We start from the raw sequence: 19,228 nt of genomic DNA on the forward strand, positions 1-19,228 counted from the left end.
TTGAATTTTTAATTTGTATGCCTTTATAAACGCAAATCTATTGCTTGATTATTTTGTAATTGGACGAACTATTCTGCCCATCTATGGTCAAAAAATAAATCCCTGGGGCTATTTCTTTACCGATTGTTTCATTGTAGGCCCCTTTGCCCTGCTCTACCACTGTACCATGCAAGTCGGTGATTCTATATCCGAATTCCCCTGGTTGTTTTATTTGCAGTCCTTCGTTGGTGAACGGATTAGGATAAATGTTCTCTTTATTTTGGCCTACTACATCTTCAATCCCTGTGACGATGGATTCCTTGAACTCTATGTAATTGAGGTTTACATAGTCAGTAGTCCCAATGGTAAGGCGCATGATTTTTTGGCCTTCTGTTAATGAAACATTAGGTATGGTTACTGTTGTCCACGTTTGCCAAGCTGTTGTGTTTGGAATGGCAATTGCACCGGCGTTTGGCAGGTTTGCCCCATCCATGGCGACAGCTACTGTACGCCCGGTTCCTTCGCAAGCTACGCGAAGCGTTATATCGTAATTAGCTGATTTTGTTACATTTACTGTGTATTCAGTCCATTCACCTGCCGTAGCCCAACCAATATTGTATCCACCTCCCGCATCCGTACAGGTCTCAATGTCCACGTCCTCATCGGTTCGGAAAGTGGCTCCACCTTGATTGCCCGAAGTGCCGTCAGAGTATGCAAATGTATTTCCCCCCACATCATAGTTTTCTAGTTGTATGATGCCAGGAATGGGCCAAGCGGTACCGTTGTAAGGGCCTTGTGGCACGTTCACTTTGATCGTGATCACGGCTTCAGTGGTATTTCCGGAGTTGTCGGTAGCTACAGCCTTTATAGTATGTGTGCCAGCTGTTGCGTTGGTCCAACTAAAACTATATGGAGAAGAGTTGTCGGTCGTCAATAAGGTTCCACCATCATAAAATTTAACACTAGCTATAGATCCGTCCGCATCAGTGGCGGTTGCAGTAAGTGTGATTGCCGTGCCTTGGGTAAATGAGGCGTTGTTAGCTGGAGAAGTGAATGCAACGGTTGGTGGATTGCTGCCATTACAGGCTGCAAAAGGCGCAGGTGCAGGGCAACAAGAAAGGCTTGGTCTTGAGGCCATATATTGTTTTAACCAAGTCATGGCCGGTCGATCTGTTAAGTCAGCATATTGAATTCCAGAGTCAGTACCGCCTGAACCTTTTACGCCATTACCTGGAATCCATGTTGCACCCTGCACATAACCCCATAATGTAATACCAGCAACTTGAGGATGTTCCCAGGCAATTGTAAAAAATTCCTGATACTTAGTTTTTTGAGCAGCTTCATTTGGATCTGCAACAAGATCAAGTTCCGTAATATGAAGCGGTAAATTCGTTTTACTCCATATTTCATCCAAACAAGCTTTAAAATTTGCCGCAGACAAATTAAGTTGTCCGTTCATACCATGAGCTTGAAGTCCGATACCATCAATCAAATTCTTTTTTCCGTCAGTAAGATTGGGAGCATTTTTAATTGCATTCGACATCTTTATGTATTCTGCACGACAATTTCCCCAGTTATGCTCTGTATTAAACTCGTTAATTAAAAGTGTGGCATTCGGAAAATGTTTCCTTGCCAACTGAAAAGGCCATATTGCCCAACCGTAAGGATTATTTAAATCATTGGCATTAGCAGCTTCCCTTTGATAGCCTAATGTTAAGGCAGCCTTTAAGTTTGTAATTTCTCTATTAATGGGCGTATTAACTGGTTCATTCAATACATCAATAAAATTTAAACCACCCATAGGTTTATAATGATCTTCAACCGCTTTATACCAATTTCTTATAGCCGTCTCAATTTGTTCTGCAGGTGCATTTTTGAGATAGCCTGGTGCTTGTGCTCCCCAAATTAAAGCATGAAACTTAAATAATCCCCCTGAATTTTTAGCTGTATTATACGCCAAATCGGAATTAGAAAAATTATACTGGCCATTCCCCCTATCGCAACTGCCCCATTTGGAGCCATTTTCAGATGTGGTTTGGTTCCATAATGATGTATAATTACTATGTACACTGTAAGCGACTATATTTCCCAAATACTTTCCCTTACATTTTCCTAACTGGGCATTGGCAGTATTCGTAAATAAAACTTGCGACAAAATCATGCCTGCCACATAAAACAACTTAAGAAGATTCTTTTTCATACTGTTGTGATTCAAAATGATTACAAAAATTACCTCTCTACAAACAAGGGGATTGAAAAGTAATCACAAGGGGTGAAAAATATTGCTTTTCCCTCTCTGGTTGAAGTCAGAAGACTTCAACCCACAATGGCTGAAGTCTATTTGACTTCTGCCTTCAAATGAGAGCAAGCTTATTAACTTGCTGGCTGTTACCCGATAAACACCACATCAATCACCCCCTTTCTTTCCAGAATAATTGATTGCGCTTGAATATAAATAATCCTCCAAACATCTGACAATACTATTGCAATAGCAATAAAATTTATTTGTTATAGACAGGACTTTTTGATAACCTTCAGAGATCCTTCACCTTCCCTTTGACTACTTCACAATGACATAAGAACAAAATAAAAAGTAATGACTTTTAAACCCAATAGTCCTTGGTGCGCTTTTACTTCAGCTCCTGTTACTATTTAGTCAGTTTTTTATTTGTCTTACCTTTGTTTTTAATTTTAACCAGCTAAATTTAAAGTCTTTTTTCTGACCATTAGAGAGGATATTTTGATTAAACTATGATTAAAAGATTCCGACCTGGGAAGAGCCGGCTGGGAAGATTATTTTATTATCAGATGTTATTATAATACTTTCATGAGAGTTACCTACCAAGATCCTTCGAGTCAATTGAAACCTTATATCCGAGCCTATTATACAGTTTATTTTAATATGCACTCAGCTCCCGCAGACATAAAGGTATTTCCGGTGGGCAATCCACAGATGATTTTTTATAAGGAGGGTGAGGTTACCACTTACATCAAAAACAATACATTCTTCTTTAAAGCACCAACCCTTCATGGACATATACTTCAACATTTTAAATTTAAAATATTACCGGAAACCCAATTTACGGGCATCGCCTTTACACCTTTAGGCATGTATAAATTGCTGGGTGCTAATGCCAAAGATGTAAGAGATTATATTAAACCATTGAGTGAGTTTGTTGATAACAAAGAGTACATTCAAAAGGTAATGCGGGCAAAAAGTGACGAAGAAGTAGCTGCGGCCCACGATGCTTTCTTTTTAGAGAAGCTTGATGCTCTCTTTCCTATTCCTCCAATAATAGAGCAATGCATAGAAGATATATGTATTCTCGGCGGACAAATTTCCATAGACGTGCTTGCAAAGAAGTATAATTGTAGCAGGCGCTATCTCGAAAAACATTTTTCTTATGGCATTGGCAATAGCCCAGGAAATTTTTCTAAGAGAATCCGTTTTCTGGAAGTCATTAAAAAACTGGAAACCATTTCTCAGGACAGAGAACAACAGCTATCTAACTTTGATTTTTATAATCGTGCACATTTTCTCAAAGACTTTCGCTACTATCTGGGTGAAGACCCTTACTTATACTTTAAAAACACTCATCCACAATTCGATATTATTGTCCGTGGATTTTACCTTATTATTGAAAAAAGAAAATCAGAGGAAACTGCTTAAAAGCAATTCATAGTTACTTTGATTTAATCTACTATTAATTCAGAAAATCTGTTGTTCGCATTTTTTACAATTTTATCAGAGGTATTATTTAATTTCACTGACTAAGGTTCATATGCCTGTAAATGAACTAGATATTATTTACATTAATTAATCCAATGCCTATTATGATGAAAAATTTACTTTTAATCAGTCTGCTTCTCAGTTTAGAAACAGCAAAAGTGCTTGCGCAGGGATGCTTGCCCAAGGGAATTATCGAGAGTCTTTATTCATCTCAAACTTTTGACAAAGATACAAACAAAATAGCGTTTAGAATAACCACAGCAGGGAACATTCAAGGAGTTAATGAACTGTTTTCCGATGCAGAAGAAGTTGCAGAATATATAATGGAAAGCAAAGGGATTGAATACAGGTTAACTTATTCTGGACAAGTGGATAATCAGTATTATAGATACTTAATCACTCCATCTTTTAAGTCTGCATATGGAGTGTTTAAAGCAACTTTTTATGCCAATGCAGATGGGGACGGTATATCCTGTAATCGCGATTGCGATGATAATAATGCAGCCATTATAACTACACCAGATACCTGGTATGCCGATGCAGATGGGGATGGTTATACAGTCGATGCCTTTGTAAAGAGCTGCAGCAATCCCAGCAATGGTTCGGTTAATTATTATTTAGCAGGCACAGCACCTGGAGGAGATTGCAATGACAATGATGCTACTATACATCCGGGAAAAACGGAAATATTACTGAATGGTAAAGATGATGACTGTAACTCCGTTACACCAGATGACCCTTCGCCTGCCAACAGCCTGCATTTTGATGGCACCAATGATGGGGTAGATTGCAGCAATGGTGCATCTTTGCAAATAACAGGAAGTCTTACTTTGGAGGCCATGGTAAAATTTGATCAGTTTAAACCGAATATTTATGAGGGGAATGTTATTAATAAAGAATCGAGTACTGGCAATAGTGGTTATGCTTTGCGCATAGGGGGCAGTGGTATTGTAAACTTTCTTCTGGGCAATGGAACCTGGATAGAAACCAATACCAACGCCAATACGCTGCAGTTAAATACCTGGTATCACATAGCCTGTACATGGGATAGTGTAACTAAAACAGCTTCGATTTATGTAAATGGTGTGCTAAAGAAACAAGCAACCATTCCCCAGCTTTCCGGGATAGGAGTTAGTAATAGCAATCTAAGGCTGGGAACCTATCATGGATCAGGTCGTAATGCTAATGTAACCATGGACGAAGTTCGGATATGGAACATCTCCCGTTCTTCCAAAGAAATTGTAAATGGGATGAGCTGTGAACTGAAAGGTAATGAACAAGGACTGCAAGCTTATTATAAGTTTAACCAAGGTATTAATACCGGGAATAACAATACCTACACCTCTCTTTTTGATGCAACAGATAATCACAACAACGGAACATTGCTCAATTTTTCTTTAATTGGAGCGACCTCTAACTGGCTAAATTCTTCTCCTATTGTCACAGGCTCATTTTGTAATGTGGCACCTGTACTTGCAGCCATTGATAACAAATCAACCGACGAAGACACCGAACTAAGTTTCATTGTAACTGCCGACGATGAGGAAACTCCCACTTCATTAAGCTATAGCCTTGATGCTGCTTCTTTAGCCAAAGGTATGAGTATTGATGCTATAAGCGGTAATTTTAGCTGGAAGCCGGATAATACTCAGTCAGGTGATCATGAAATAACTATTACGGTGAGTGATGGCAAACTAGAGGATAGTGAAACGATTACCATTACGGTAAATGCTGTTTCTGATATAGCAAACAAATTATCACCTGTTTTCTCTTTATATCCAAACCCATCCACAGGACCATTGGTTCTTCAGTTGTTTGCACCTATCAGTGGTATAGTGCGCGTGACCTCTATGGAGGGGCATATCATAACTACTATAACTTTTGAAAATACAGATGCTATTATGATTGAAGGGGAGAGAATGCCCGGACTGTATATAGTAGAGGTGCAAACTAAAGAAGGAGCTGTGGTAAGACAAAAAATGATTAGAAATTAAGCCCCATTAGAGTAATATGCAAAGAGGTTGGCTTTGACTTTAAAGCCAGCCTTTTTATATTGTTAGTCCCAAAAAGATTTGAAGTTATGATAGATATATGCTAGGCGCTCCTCCATCATATCATTCGAACTCAATTCTATTGCCCTATTGTATTGTTGCCAAAACTGATAAAGTCTATTATTGCTGTTCTTCACCCCTGCCGACTTAAAGATCCACAACATCCTTTTTCTTCGACTGTCCTTTGGGTCATTAAATGTGGTTTCAGGTCTTTCCTGACACTTTTGATGACATCAGGAATATGTCAATTTTCTACTTTATTGAACGATGTCTCAGATTGAAAGAGACAGGAACCTGCTCTTTATGCTTGTGAGGCTCTAGCTATAAACAACCATCATAGTCTACCATTTAATCATATGAGAAGCTGAAGATGGTTGCGTACTAGTACTCCCCATTCATCATTTAATAGATTTTCCTTTCTCCCGCCCAAACCTTTGCTATATTAATATAAAGCAGCCATTAGAAACTATTGAATAACTAACAAACTACTTCTTAATCTTGAGAAGGTCATTTAAATCATTTTTACCAAAAAAATAAGAGGCTGATAGTTCAAAAGTAAATCCATTCGGATAGAGCGTATAAATAGTATTTTTAGTTAACCATTGGAAATTATAACTATAAGAAGAGCCTACAGTCAAGATCATTTGCTTTCCCAGGAGATACCCTATATTTGCTTTAATAGTTGACAAAGGAGTTATTCTTTTGGCTTCCTCGCTATAAGATTCCCCATTGTATTTATATTCGACATACTCGGAAAATTTTTGCTCGTTGACCTCATGGGGATTAATAAAATTGATTCCGGTTTTGAGACCTCCACTGAAAACAAACCTTTTCAAGATGGTAAATGCAGATATCTGAATTGGAATACTGAATATATAATAAACATCACTGTAAGAAACTTTGATGTTTTCATATTCCCAACGTCCTCCTTTCGATATTAAAGCCAAACCACTTCCATAACCATTAATTTTAAGAGAACGCATCTCAAGACCCGTACCAATAAGAAAATTACCATGATGTAACCCAAGCTCAATACTTCCCACTGGTGTAGTCTTAACGAGTCTCTGTAAATTTAACTCTTTATTTACATTATACTTTACATTACTCTTAACCTTAGAGGTGTATTCAGTAAATCCTACACCCAACGAAATATAAAAAGGAGGAAGACCTTTACTTTCATTTTGATTGTACTTCTTATTTTCTTTATTGATGGAATCAGGATTAATTGCAATTATATTATTTTCGCGATTGAATTTTGCAGCCCACCTCAGTTCCTCTCTATAATGTCTGCGTATCTTTCGTCTTTCTGAATACGGAAGGTATTCAAGATTCTGATTAGGTTTATAGATATGAGTGTAGGATTTATCAGAACTTTTAACAATCGAGTCGGAATACTTTTCTGGTTCCTTCTTTCTTTCATCCGGCACTATAACAATAATGTTACCTACAAGAATATAATTTAAGCCGGTATTTAAAAGAAGATAATCCAGAACCTGCGAAAAGGCAGCTGACTGGAAGAGTTTTGCTTTAACAGTAAACTCCTTCACTCTGTCATAGGAATAGGAAATGGATATGTTCTGCTCAGACAAAAGTTTAATAAGTGCATTATCCAGGCTTCCGGATTTGCAATCAAAATAAATTGCTCTGTTCAGAAGACTTATAGAGGTGTTTTGCAGAAAATCTTTTTCTGTTTCAGAAGTTTGAGCAGATAGTTTGAAAAATGTAAAGGTCAGCAGAAATATGAATACCCATTTACTCACAACTGGTTCCTGTTAAATGAAATTTACCTTCTGTCTTTTCAACTTTCAATGCATTGGTCAGGGTTATAACCTGAATAGCCTCATCAATTGAAAGCCCGGAAAGATCTCCAGTAAATTTACATTTCTTTATCTTATTGTCAAGTGTAATCTGCGCATCTTTGGTTCTTGATAATATTAAAGCTATATCTTCCAGCTTGGTCTTGCGAAAATCCAGTTTTCCGGTTTTCCATGATAGAAAATTTTCCGCCTCAACCTGTCTTAATATTGCATTTCCTTCAACAGGTATTGTGAGTTGTTGTCCTTTGGTTACAAGAATACCATCCGGAGTACTGTTATCAAATACCTTTACAATGCCTTCCAGAACTGTTATTTCCTTATAATTCTCATCTTTTCTGTTTCGGACATTAAACTTTGTACCCACTACTACAAGCTTATATTGGCCAAAGTAGACTGTAAATGGATGATCTTTATCAGAACTAACTTCAAAGAATGCCTCACCATTTATTTGGACATTTCTATTATTGAGAAATACTTTTTCCTTGTCCAACTCTGTGGCATTATTTAATGTAACTACAGATCCATCTTCAAGATTATGAATAATAGATTTCTCTTCAGAGAAATATTTCACAGCATTTGTAAAGTCAGGCTTTGCAGATGTATGAACTACATTATTGAGATTGGATTTAGTCGTGTTTAATGAAGATGCAGAAGGAGAAGCCTTCTCCTCTATTTTATTATCATTTAAAGATGATGGAGGAGATATTGGTCTTTCAATGGATTTAACTGTTATCTCAGGAGCTGAGGTCTGATTTTGTTTTAAAGCAAAAATACCAACAGCCAGGCCGCCTGTTATAACAAGAGCAGCTGCAGCTGCATAATACCACTTAAGCTTTTTATTTACTGATAAAGATTTAGAATCACTTATTTCCTGGGAAACCTTGCTCCAAACATCATTGTCATTATCAGTCAAAAGGTATTCATCCTGGAATTTTTCCCGTATCGCCTCTTTAAAAAGATCCGTTTCTTTTGAGTTTTTCATTTAGAATTTAATCTATTTATTAGAGTGCTTTTTACTTCAAATCGTTGCCCGACGATCATTTTTTTTAAAGAATTTTTTGCTTTAGAATATTGGGATCTTGAAGTTCCTTCTGAAATACCAAGCAATTCAGCTATTTCCCGATGAGAATAATCTTCAAATACATATAGATTAAAAACCATCCTGTAGCCCTCTGGAAGCTTATTGACTAATAAAACAAGTTCTGAAGGTTCCGCGTCTGTAAGGTCAATTTCCTCGCTTTCAGTCTCACTTTCGTTAATCTGTTCTATATTCAAATGTCCGTAATAACCTGAGTTTTTCTTAAAATGATCTAAGGCAGTATTTACAACAATTCTCCTGACCCAGCCCTCAAAGGATCCTTCAAATTTAAAGTTTCTGATATTATGAAAAACTTTAACAAAAGCTTCCTGAAGGACATCATCCGCTTCAAATGCAGTATGGACATACCTCAAACATACCGGCCTCATTCGGGGCAGGTAATAATCAAAGATTTTCTTAAATGCTTTAAGGTCTCCTTTTGCTGCTTCTGCTATATCAGACTTTTCCATAAATATGAAAATACTCTTAAAAAATAGCCTTTAATAAGGAAAGGTAATAAAAATGAATGGGAATAGCAAAATAAAAAATAAATCAGATAGTATTCTACCTGATCTAACGGTACTCTTGTTTAAACAAGAGTACTGTTAGTAATAATCCATAATGATCTTATTTATTGCTTCTTTACAGGCATTCCCTCGGCCTTCAGATTTTCAAATCCACCGATGTTATAATACTTTGAAAATCCCAGAGCTTTAAGTGAATCGAGCGATTTGCCACTTCTGTTTCCAGACCTGCAATACACATATACCGGCTTTTTCTTATCCAGTTTGTTAAGGTTATCATTAAAGTTTCCTCCTTTATAATCTATATTCTGAGAATATTCAAGATTACCTTCATTATACTCTTCAGGTGTGCGGACATCTATAAGATATACCTCACCTTTCTTAAGTTGTTGTACTAACTTTTTATAGTCTTGATTGGCATTTCCTGATGGTGAAGGCTGCTGAGCAAATAAGGTTGTAGTTAATAAGCAGAATGCGAATAATAGATATAGTTTCATAGTGTTAGTTTTTTTTAAAAAAGAAGCCCCTTCGGTAGCTTATGCCGAAGGGGAAATCAGAACTGAAATATAACAGATTAATTTTTTATTGTGCAGTTTTTGTCTGAAAATCAAGGATTACTTTATTTAGTTTTCCTGTAAATGGAAACGGAGCTTTATAAGTATCCGATACAGGTGTTAAATCATCAAAGCCCAGATTTAAACCTTCATGTGCAAAGAGACTCGAAACTGTTCTCGTTATCTTTGACTCCCCTGCTTTTACATTGTTAATATACAATGTTCCTACTCCGCTGCCACTAGGCTTGCCGTCAGTAAAATCAAAATCAAATCTGATCAATGATTTTCCAGATGGAATAATTTGATTGGAATTGACCACATACTTCTCTACACCTGTATTATAAATAAACTGAGGTTTATTGTTCTGAATAAACAGACTTATACCACTTGCCCTTCCTCCTGTTGAAAACAAAACACCTTCTGATCCCTGAGCTGGAACATCAATATCTGCTATAACAGAGAATGACCGGCCTGCAATTTTAGGCGCTGGCAATTCCACTATTGTTGAAAGACCAGGGTACAGAATTACCCGCTCCTTTCCATCAAATAAGCCAGGCCCAACTGTAGGTATAGGTCCGGTGCCATCCTTCAATGGATAAATGTTATACTTCGCTGCTTCGCTATCGAATAAAGCTTGTAACTCTTTCAGTTTTTCCGGATTCTTTTTAGCAAGATTAAAGCGTTCATTAAAATCTTCGTTGAGGTTATATAACTCCCAGACATCCTTGCTGAAGTCCTCTCCTCTCTTATGAAGAACACCGGCCTTCCATCCATCCTTGTATATAGATCTGGTACCCAGTACTTCATAGTATTGTTGAGTTTTTCTTGATGGAGCTTTAGGATCATTTATAGAATATGCCAGACTTATGCCTTCGATAGGATCCTGTTTTATACCATCTATTGACTCTGGTATTTTAAGCCCTGCAAGTTCAATAGTAGTTGGAAGTATATCATTAATGTGACTGTACTGAGATCTTATACCTCCTTTATCTTTAATTTTTTCAGGATAAAAAAGAATAAGCGGATTACGTGTACCTCCTTCGGTATTGGCATCTGTTTTCCACTGACGGAATGGGACATTGGTTGCCGCAGCCCAGCCGAGTGGATAATTAGCTTTTGAGAATTCAGTTCCGATCAGATCCTGGTCTTTTATATTTTGTTGAAGAATTTGTTCTTCAGTCCAGGATGGATCATAGCTGTTTACAAAACCTACAAAAGTGCCTTCTTTACTGGCTCCATTATCTCCGACAGATACTGCAATCAAAGTATTATCAAGCTGTCCTATTTCTTTAAGGTGACGAATAACACGACCGATTTCATAGTCTGTCTGTGTAAGGAATCCGGCATAAACCTCCATAAACTTTGTATACAGTTTTCTTTCTGCTACTGAAAGTGAATCCCATTTTTTGATGCCAGGATTGCGATCAGGAAGTACTGTATTTTTAGGAACTATTCCGGCTTTTATTTGTCGTGCAAGAACTTCTTCTCTGTATTTATCCCAACCTTTGTCAAATTTGCCTTTGTATTTATCACTCCAGTATTTATCTACCTGATGAGGAGCGTGTCCTGCCCCTGTTGCAAAGTAAAGGAAAAAAGGCTTTTCAGGATCAATAGATTTCTGTTCGCTTACATAAGCAATTGCTTTGTCAGCCAATAATGTATTAAAGTGCTTTCCATTATTGTCCTGGTTTAGCCTCCTTGTATCTTCCCAAAGCTGTGAGTGATATTGATCTGAGCTTCCTCTGTATGGATATCCATAGAAATGATCAAATCCTCTTCCTGTAGGCCATCTGTTAAAAGGGCCAGCAGGAGTAAGATCTGCAATAGGTGTAATATGCCATTTACCTAAAGCATAAGTGTTGTAACCATTCTCTCTGAGTATTTCAGAAATGAATCCTTTTTCAAAAGGAATAACTGCATCATATCCAGGGGTACCTATGGCATTATCAGGAAACAATCCCATGTGCACTGAATGATGATTTCTACCTGTTAGAAGTGCTGCACGGGTTGGGGCACAGATGGCAGTAGTATGAAAGTTGGTATAACGAAGTCCATTATTGGCAAGGGAGTCCAGAGTTGGAGTTTCTATCAGTCCTCCGAAAGCACTGATAGCTCCAAAGCCTATATCATCTAAGAGAATCCAGACAATGTTTGGAGATCCCTTTGGAGCTTTTACCTTTTCGGGCCATGATTGTTGTGTTTCTGAAAGGGTTTTCCCAACCTTTCCTTTGTATGGCTGCACAGAATGTTTCTGAGCTATAGCGCTAATGCCAAAAGATATCAGAAGAAATGTAAATAAGGATTTTTTCATTTAAATAAAAGAAAGATTCTTATGATTATTTTATTAAGTGTAATTGACCAATGGCTATTGAATTTTCACCCGCAGCGGAGTACAAGAGATACCAGTTACCATTCTCTTCATATAAGTATGGATCACGTAGCTCACGAACTTTTCCATAAAACAATCCACCTTTAGATGCGGTCAGCGGAAGGTCTACACCTTCATAATCCTTTTCTGGTTTTGCAATTTCTATAGGCTTTCCCGGACTCCATTTATTCCAGTCGTTATCCAGTTTTATTTTGGTAAGCAATATGCGTTCAGGCATATCACCAACACGGCTATAAAACACCCATAAGGTATCTCCCACAAGCTTTATTGCTGAATGTCTTAATGAGTTAGGTGATTGAATTAAGGCAAATGGATTAGGACCTTTTTCAAAAGATGACTTTCCATCTTTTGACCTATATACATGACTGGATCTTCCAATAGCATAATAATCGCCCTTCCATTGAAATACGCGGAAGTAAGATTCTCCCAGAACAGTAGTATCAGATTTAAATTTGATTCCATCTTTGCTTGTTGCGCGAAGCGTATATTGCCCCTTTTTACCTTTATGCTCCAACGGACAATGATAATACAAGACCAGTTCTTTTTTTACATTATCAACATGCAGGTCGGGTGATGCGATGTGAGTAACTCCGTCAGATTCACTTTCAGCACCATCGTGCCGTATGCTTTCAGTTTTGGGGTATGGGGCATCATTGCAACGACATTCGTTAATCTGCAAAGTACCTGGCTGATAGATTTTCCACGGTCCTTTAAGATCATCAGCATATGCAAGTCTGATATACTTTCCTTTATGATGAGCAAAATACAGATAGTATTTCCCCAATTTATCAGGCAGCCAATCAGGGGCCTTTATCAATGACGGACCGTTAATATCTTCTCCATCTTTACCTTGCAATTGCTCATCCCATATAATAGGATTATTTTCAAATCGTTCAAATCTGATAGCCTGAGCAAATGAGCTCAGGCTAAAGATTAAAAAACTTGCTATTAATACTAGATTTCTTTTCATAGAAACAAAAACTATTGTCTAGGCTTTTCAGCTTGCTTTTGTTGAAGCTGCTTCTGTCTTATTGCAGCATGTTCAAAGTCTATAAGCGGATAGATATTATACTTGCGAGCTTCCGAATCGAACAGAGCTTTTAACTCGCTTAGTTTTTCAGGATATTTTGCTGCAAGGTCAACACGTTCGTTAAAATCTTCATTCAGATTGAACAACTCCCAGACATCATTATCCGGATTTCCGTCAAGCGTAGTCTTAGGTTCATCAGAATATGGAAATAACTCAAGTGTAGTAGGTCTATGCGCTGCAGCAGCTTTCCAGCCGTCTTTATAGATTGCTCTGTTAGCAAAAATGCAATAATGCTGTTGTGTATGTCTTGAAGGTGCGTTTGCATTTGCTACAGTATAGAAAAGACTCGTTCCCTGAAGAGGAGTTTGTTTATATCCACGGATATTTTCTGGTTGTTGAACTCCGGTAATTTCTGTAATCGTAGGAAAGATATCTATCAGGTGACTGTATTGATTCCTTACACCTCTCTCTTTTATACCTTTAGGATAATGAACAATCAAAGGATTGTGGGTAGCTCCTTCAGAATTAGCATCGCCTTTCCAGTGTTTAAAAGGAGTATTGGTTGCCTGAGCCCAGCCTAATGGATAGTTTGCAATACTTGCCACCTCTTTTCCTCCTACCTTATCAAATTCGCTTAATACGAATTTGCGGTATTCGTCTCTTGTAAAGCCGGCATTGCTGAACCTATTGGTCTTGGTAATTACTCCATATTCAGAGCCTTCCTTGCTACCGCCATTATCGCCAATAATGATAAAAATGGCAGTATTTTCAAGTTCACCGGTTGTTTTCAAATGGCTTACCAGACGTCCGATTTCATAGTCTGTGTATTCAAGAAAGCCAGCATAGACCTCCATGAAGTGTGCAAAAGACTTTTTCTCTTCAGCAGGAACATCTTTCCAGGCTTTAATTAAAGGATGACGATCAGGGAGCTTTGCATTGGCAGGAATAACACCTAATTTCTTCTGATTTGCAAAAACCTGTTCTCTATATACATCCCAACCCTGATCGAACTTACCTTTGTATTTATCACTCCAGGCTTTATCTACCTGATGAGGAGCATGAGCAGCTCCGGTAGCATAATAAATAAAGAAAGGTTTATCAGGAGCTATGCTATTTTGTTTATCAATATAGCTTATAGCTTTGTCAGTGAGCAAGGCATTGAGATGTCTTCCATCAGGTTTGATGTGTTGATTGTCTTCTACTAAGTCTGGTTTGTATTGGTCAGTAGCTCCACCAAGAAAACCGAAATTATGATCAAATCCTTTGCCGGATGGCCAGCGAACAAAAGGCCCCAGATCAGTAGTTTCCTCATCGGGCGTTAAATGCCACTTACCAAGTTGATATGTGCTGTATCCATTGTCCCTTAGCACTTCTGCGATTGTTCCGTTTTCCGGAAGGATATGTCCATCGTAACTAGGGAAATCAGCTCCTAAATGGTAGTTAGGGAATAATCCCATTTTGACAGCATGATGATTTCTCCCAGTAAGCAATGCCGCACGTGTCGGAGAACAAATACCTGCAGTATGAAAATTGGTGTATCTAAGTCCATTATTTGCAAGGCTATCAAAATTCGGAGTATTGATCAAACCTCCAAAAGCGCTGGTAGCTCCGAAACCTACATCATCAAGTAATATTAGCAATACGTTTGGGGCTCCCGGTTTTGCTTTCTTAAGATATTCTACCTTTTGAGGTTCGGAGGCTTTCCAGGATTTGTTAATTTTCCCGTTCCATTGCGGTTCTTCATTTTGGGCAAATGATGATAATGCAGCGCTTATCAGCAAAGCTGAAAGTAACTTTCTCTTCATTAAATAATATTTTATATAATTGAAAATGTATCTGTCAACAGAAAAGAGTTATACCCTGAATTTTCTTATAATCAGGTATGACTTATTATGCTGAGGGTATTCAGGAATATGAGTGGAGATATTCCTGCATTCCTTTCAACCAGGAATGTGTAATTGTCGGATTGTGGTTCTAATGGATGGTTCTGTCGTTCCGACAGATCAAATATCGTATTTGATTGTAAACTAATAAAAAAGAGATTACTTAAAACTTTTATCATACCAACAAAAAAGTTTTAAGTAATAAGTTTTAAGTAAAATGGCGAGAACAAGCTTATTATAAAGGTAAACTACAAAGTCCTTCTCCTTCAGGAGAAGGATTTAGGATGAGGTCCTTTAAAAGTTTAAATTAAATATTGGTTAATGGAAAAACGCAAAATACCACTTTTTACAGAGCTTTACATTACTCATAAAAGAAGAGTATTCACTCACCTATGATCAAGAAGGTAATTAATACTTATTATTAAGATGTATGGAATTCATTTTCCTTCAGGAGAACATTATTGAAATTTGCTTATTCCCTTTATCAAAAAAATAAACAACCAAGAATTATTTCTTTTAACATTTCAAGTTCTTCAAGCTCTTCCTCATCAGGAGTGATGATTTCCGACAGGTAATTGAATCTTGGTATGATTTCGGTTTTAATGATTTGATTTAAAGAAAAGATCCCATCTGGATTTTCAGGGAATGAAAGGGTGGTTTCGTTTTGCATAGCTCTGCTCTTTTTTTTATCAGTTCTTTATTGAGGATATAGACGGCTTGCCTAGAAAAATATTTTAAAAAAAGAGAAAATTTTCAGGTAACAGATATTTGCTAGCAAGCAATTCAGTGCGACAAAGTCACCTTCCTTGTTATTCTATTGTATATAAGCTACTTAATCAATAAAAATTAAAACAATCAATCAGAAGAATATTACATTAACAAACGGTGACTAACAAGAGATTGCATATATTTAACACCTGAAAACAAAGGGGAATTCCCCAGGTTTACACATTATGATCCAAAAGGTTTACAAAAAGACCATTGCCATTATTACGCTTTTCTCTATTGAATTTTTAATAACAGGAATACTTTTCTTTGCTTCTATTTTTTTATTTGGAGTAATAGTGAAAGAATTGTTTTATGACAAACAGGATCAATTCGACCATTTTGTTTATCAATGGGTTCACCAATTTACATCACCAATATTGACCAAATTTATGAAGGCAATGAGTTTTCTAGCCTCTAGAGAATTCATTCCGGTAATGTTCGTGCTTTTACTTCTTTATTTTCTATTTATAAAGAAGCATCACTGGTACAGCTTGAAAGTGCCGGTAGTAGTGATAGGAAGTCTCCTATTGAATCTTTTCCTGAAATTCCTGTTTAACAGGCCAAGACCATTAGTAGAGCGTCTTTCAGAAGCTTCAGGATTAAGCTTTCCAAGCGGGCATTCTATGACTGCATTTTCCTTTTATGGTTTGCTTATTTACTTTACATGGAAAGAAGTGCCTCAAAAAGGATTAAGGTGGATTATTACCATTATCTTGCTTCTTATCATCCACCTTATCGGCCTAAGCAGAGTTTACCTTGGCGTACACTATGCCAGTGATGTACTGGCAGGTTTTGCTATCGGATATATTTGGCTAATATTATCTATCCTTGTCCTTCAACGACTTGAAAAATATTACCAAAAGAAAGTTGATCCACTTAAGCAATTTGAATAGGAATTAATTTTTATTGAATTAAAATTTTGGGTAAATTTTCCAGGTAGCTTTCATCAATAAAGGCTCCCAAGCCAATAGTTTCCGGCAAAGTAATAAGTCCATTCTTTCCATATGTCATCCCTCCTTTAACAGGATCTTCCTCAAACATCAAAGGTGTATCAAAGTCGAAATATCTTATTTGGTCATTGGAAAGGCTAAGATGTGCGGAAGCAGTAAATCCTAATCGGGACTCCAGAAAACCTCCTATCTGCATTGGAATATCTGCCTTCTCTGCAAGTTTTATAATTTTTAAGGCATTAAAGATACCTGAAGATTTCCCCAACTTAATATTAAATCGATGGCATGCATTCAAATCAATAAGCCTTGCAGCGTCATTATGATCGCAACAAGATTCATCGGCCATTATTGGTATTAAACTATTTTTCTTAAGGAAAGGCAGGTTCATAAAATCCCATCTTGGAATTGGCTCTTCACAATGTTGGATATTGTATGACTCAAGATTTTTAAGTATTTCAAGAGCCGTCTTGCAATTCCAGCCCTGATTCGCATCTATTCTTAATGGAATATCATATCCGATTTTATCTCGGATTTGTTTTATCCTCTCACTGTCTTCTTCCCTGGTTCCACCAAGTTTAACCTTAATGACGTTGAAACCTTTATTCTTTATTTCAACTGCATCCTCCGCCATCTTCTCAGGCCTGTCTATACTTATGGTATAATCAGTTACAATCTCTTTGTAATTGTTTCCCCCAAGAAATTTGTATAAAGGCAACTTAGCATGCTGTGAAGCAATATCATAGAGCGCAATATCAAAGGCACTTTTAATGCTGGAGTTTCCATATATAACTTTATTCATCAGACTTATACAATCTTCAATATCTAATGGATTTTTTCCAATAAGCACTTTCCCCAGGTATTGCCCTACAATAAAACCTGTATCCATGCTTTCACCATTAATTGTCTTAAACGGACTACATTCTCCAAATCCTATAAAGCCATTATCAGTTGTAATTCTTACAATTACATTTTCAGCATGATCCAAAATGCCCAACGAAATTTTAAAAGGCTCTAAAAGCTTTATCCTTGATTTAAATATTTCTATTTGACGAATGAGCATTTGTAAAATTTTATTTAACTTTAAACTTAATGATATTTTTGAAAACCAAGGTATTCTTCCACATAAGTATTAAAAGATCTGGAAGATTTTCTGGTGGAACAAATTGAAAATAATATTTTTAATTAATCAAGAGAGAATCGTCTTTTTATCAGATTGGTGAATAGTTTTAAATTATGAATCTTACTTTTAAGCAAAAACTTGAGGGCATAGCTACAACAGCAGAGCTTATTCCTGGTGTAATCATTATACAAGATCTTTCAGATCTGAAAATTGAATATATGTCTCCTAGAGGTTTGGATATACTTGGTGTGGATCTTGAAGAGATAACAAGCATTGAAAACATTGAATACAATGAACGGTATTTTAATGTTGAAGACTGGAAAGATTATGCTCCTAAAATTTATAAACTCATAGAATCCCGAAATGAAAACGACCTGATTTCATTTTTCCAACAAGTCAGAAAAAGTAAAAACCATGATTGGACCTGGTATTTGAGCACACTGAAAATTTTTCATTCAGACGAAACTGGTGCACCAACACATATTATAGTAATAGCCTGCCCGATAGAAGCTCAGAATTCTGTAAATGCCAAAGTAGACAGGCTATTGGATGAGAATACTTTCCTCCGAAATAATCATAAGTTATTTTCAAGTTTGACTAACAGAGAAAAAGAAATTCTAAAGCAAATGGCGCTTGGCCAGCAATCTGCTGAAATAGCTGAAATGCTTCACATTTCAGAGAAAACAATCAGTACGCATCGAAAGAATATCAGAAATAAACTACAGATTCAAAATCAATATGAGTTAACAAAATTTGCTCAGGCATTCAATCTGATTTGATTAGTAACTGTCAAATTTTAATGAGAAGTTAGTAATAGGAATTTCTACAATCTTTTTTTATTATTTCAAATAAAGACTGCATCTTCTGTTCAATCTCATCCAGTTCACTAGGTCTACTTTTTTTGTTTTTTGGACAGCATTGAGCAAGTATTTTTTGTCTCTCTGACTTGAGTGAATAATAATCTTTAAGTAATAAAAATACATCCTGTTCCATAGTAATTGTGATTTTATAGCTTGGAAGGATTATTACGCCTTAAGCGAAATATTTGTTTTATACAAATATTTAGTTATTTAAAAAATATAACTTTTTGACAAATAAATTCAATTTAATAAAATACATTCGATTTTACACTCCTTAACAATAAGGGAAAAATAACAAAAATATAATTATTCAAACTTTGACTGGTTATTTTTATATATAACAAAACCACTAAAAACCCTAAATCGTAAAATGCTTTTAAACGAGGAAAAATACAATTATAAAAATAGAATAATTATTCTATTGATAATTGTTTAATGTCGGGGATCATTTGTACGTGAGTATTCAATAAAAAGATATTCACTTATCTGAGGCAA

At 36.5% G+C, this 19,228-nt stretch carries 14 protein-coding genes; 4 read left to right on the top strand and 10 right to left on the bottom strand.

What is annotated here, in order from left to right; translation table 11 throughout:
* Positions 1 to 37: 37 nt before the first annotated feature.
* Complete coding sequence (locus K350_RS31265) at positions 38 to 2,140, bottom strand: endo-1,4-beta-xylanase (RefSeq protein ID WP_162144177.1); 2,103 nt, start codon at positions 2,138 to 2,140, stop codon at positions 38 to 40.
* Between the two features lie 666 nt (positions 2,141 to 2,806).
* On the opposite strand from K350_RS31265, the gene K350_RS0114205 reads away from it, so the two are divergent.
* Positions 2,807 to 3,649 carry a DUF6597 domain-containing transcriptional factor gene (locus K350_RS0114205; protein WP_028980484.1) on the top strand — a complete coding sequence of 281 codons (843 nt, stop codon included), beginning with the start codon at positions 2,807 to 2,809 and terminating at the stop codon, positions 3,647 to 3,649.
* A 164-nt stretch (positions 3,650 to 3,813) separates the two neighbouring features.
* Positions 3,814 to 5,703, top strand: a complete 1,890-nt coding sequence (locus K350_RS0114210; protein WP_162144178.1) for a LamG-like jellyroll fold domain-containing protein — start codon at positions 3,814 to 3,816, stop codon at positions 5,701 to 5,703.
* A 542-nt stretch (positions 5,704 to 6,245) separates the two neighbouring features.
* On the opposite strand, the gene K350_RS0114215 is transcribed toward K350_RS0114210, so the two are convergent.
* From K350_RS0114215 to K350_RS0114250, 8 genes are all read right to left on the bottom strand, one after another.
* On the bottom strand, positions 6,246 to 7,520 hold the full coding sequence (locus K350_RS0114215) for an STN domain-containing protein (protein ID WP_028980486.1): 1,275 nt from the start codon (positions 7,518 to 7,520) through the stop codon (positions 6,246 to 6,248).
* Positions 7,513 to 8,559, bottom strand: coding sequence for a FecR family protein (locus K350_RS0114220; protein WP_028980487.1), 1,047 nt, complete (start codon positions 8,557 to 8,559; stop codon positions 7,513 to 7,515). Before K350_RS0114220 ends, K350_RS0114215 begins: the two co-directional genes overlap by 8 nt.
* Positions 8,556 to 9,125, bottom strand: a complete 570-nt coding sequence (locus K350_RS0114225) for an RNA polymerase sigma factor (RefSeq protein WP_028980488.1) — start codon at positions 9,123 to 9,125, stop codon at positions 8,556 to 8,558. Before K350_RS0114225 ends, K350_RS0114220 begins: the two co-directional genes overlap by 4 nt.
* A gap of 161 nt (positions 9,126 to 9,286) precedes the next feature.
* Entirely contained in the window at positions 9,287 to 9,676 is a 390-nt protein-coding gene (locus K350_RS0114230) for a rhodanese-like domain-containing protein (protein ID WP_028980489.1), read from the bottom strand.
* Between the two features lie 85 nt (positions 9,677 to 9,761).
* Positions 9,762 to 12,044: an arylsulfatase gene (locus K350_RS28825; RefSeq protein WP_037575719.1), complete on the bottom strand. Its 2,283-nt coding sequence runs from the start codon at positions 12,042 to 12,044 to the stop codon at positions 9,762 to 9,764.
* Positions 12,045 to 12,069: 25 nt separating this feature from the next.
* A complete protein-coding gene (locus K350_RS0114240; protein WP_051313148.1) occupies positions 12,070 to 13,092 on the bottom strand; it encodes a glycoside hydrolase family protein in 1,023 nt (340 codons plus the stop codon).
* Positions 13,093 to 13,103: 11 nt separating this feature from the next.
* Complete coding sequence (locus tag K350_RS0114245; protein WP_028980491.1) at positions 13,104 to 14,957, bottom strand: arylsulfatase; 1,854 nt, start codon at positions 14,955 to 14,957, stop codon at positions 13,104 to 13,106.
* A gap of 562 nt (positions 14,958 to 15,519) precedes the next feature.
* Positions 15,520 to 15,705: a hypothetical protein gene (locus K350_RS0114250; protein ID WP_028980492.1), complete on the bottom strand. Its 186-nt coding sequence runs from the start codon at positions 15,703 to 15,705 to the stop codon at positions 15,520 to 15,522.
* A 283-nt stretch (positions 15,706 to 15,988) separates the two neighbouring features.
* Here K350_RS0114250 and K350_RS0114255 point away from each other — a divergent pair, with 283 nt between their 5' ends.
* Positions 15,989 to 16,696: a phosphatase PAP2 family protein gene (locus tag K350_RS0114255; RefSeq protein ID WP_028980493.1), complete on the top strand. Its 708-nt coding sequence runs from the start codon at positions 15,989 to 15,991 to the stop codon at positions 16,694 to 16,696.
* Positions 16,697 to 16,706: 10 nt separating this feature from the next.
* Here the strand turns inward: K350_RS0114255 and K350_RS0114260 are convergent, their stop codons facing one another.
* Positions 16,707 to 17,813 carry a mandelate racemase/muconate lactonizing enzyme family protein gene (locus K350_RS0114260; protein WP_028980494.1) on the bottom strand — a complete coding sequence of 369 codons (1,107 nt, stop codon included), beginning with the start codon at positions 17,811 to 17,813 and terminating at the stop codon, positions 16,707 to 16,709.
* Positions 17,814 to 17,986: 173 nt separating this feature from the next.
* On the opposite strand from K350_RS0114260, the gene K350_RS0114265 reads away from it, so the two are divergent.
* Positions 17,987 to 18,652 carry a LuxR C-terminal-related transcriptional regulator gene (locus K350_RS0114265; protein ID WP_037575722.1) on the top strand — a complete coding sequence of 222 codons (666 nt, stop codon included), beginning with the start codon at positions 17,987 to 17,989 and terminating at the stop codon, positions 18,650 to 18,652.
* The last annotated feature ends 576 nt before the right edge of the window (positions 18,653 to 19,228 follow it).

It is taken from the genome of Sporocytophaga myxococcoides DSM 11118 (genome assembly GCF_000426725.1).
GTDB lineage: Bacteria > Bacteroidota > Bacteroidia > Cytophagales > Cytophagaceae > Sporocytophaga > Sporocytophaga myxococcoides.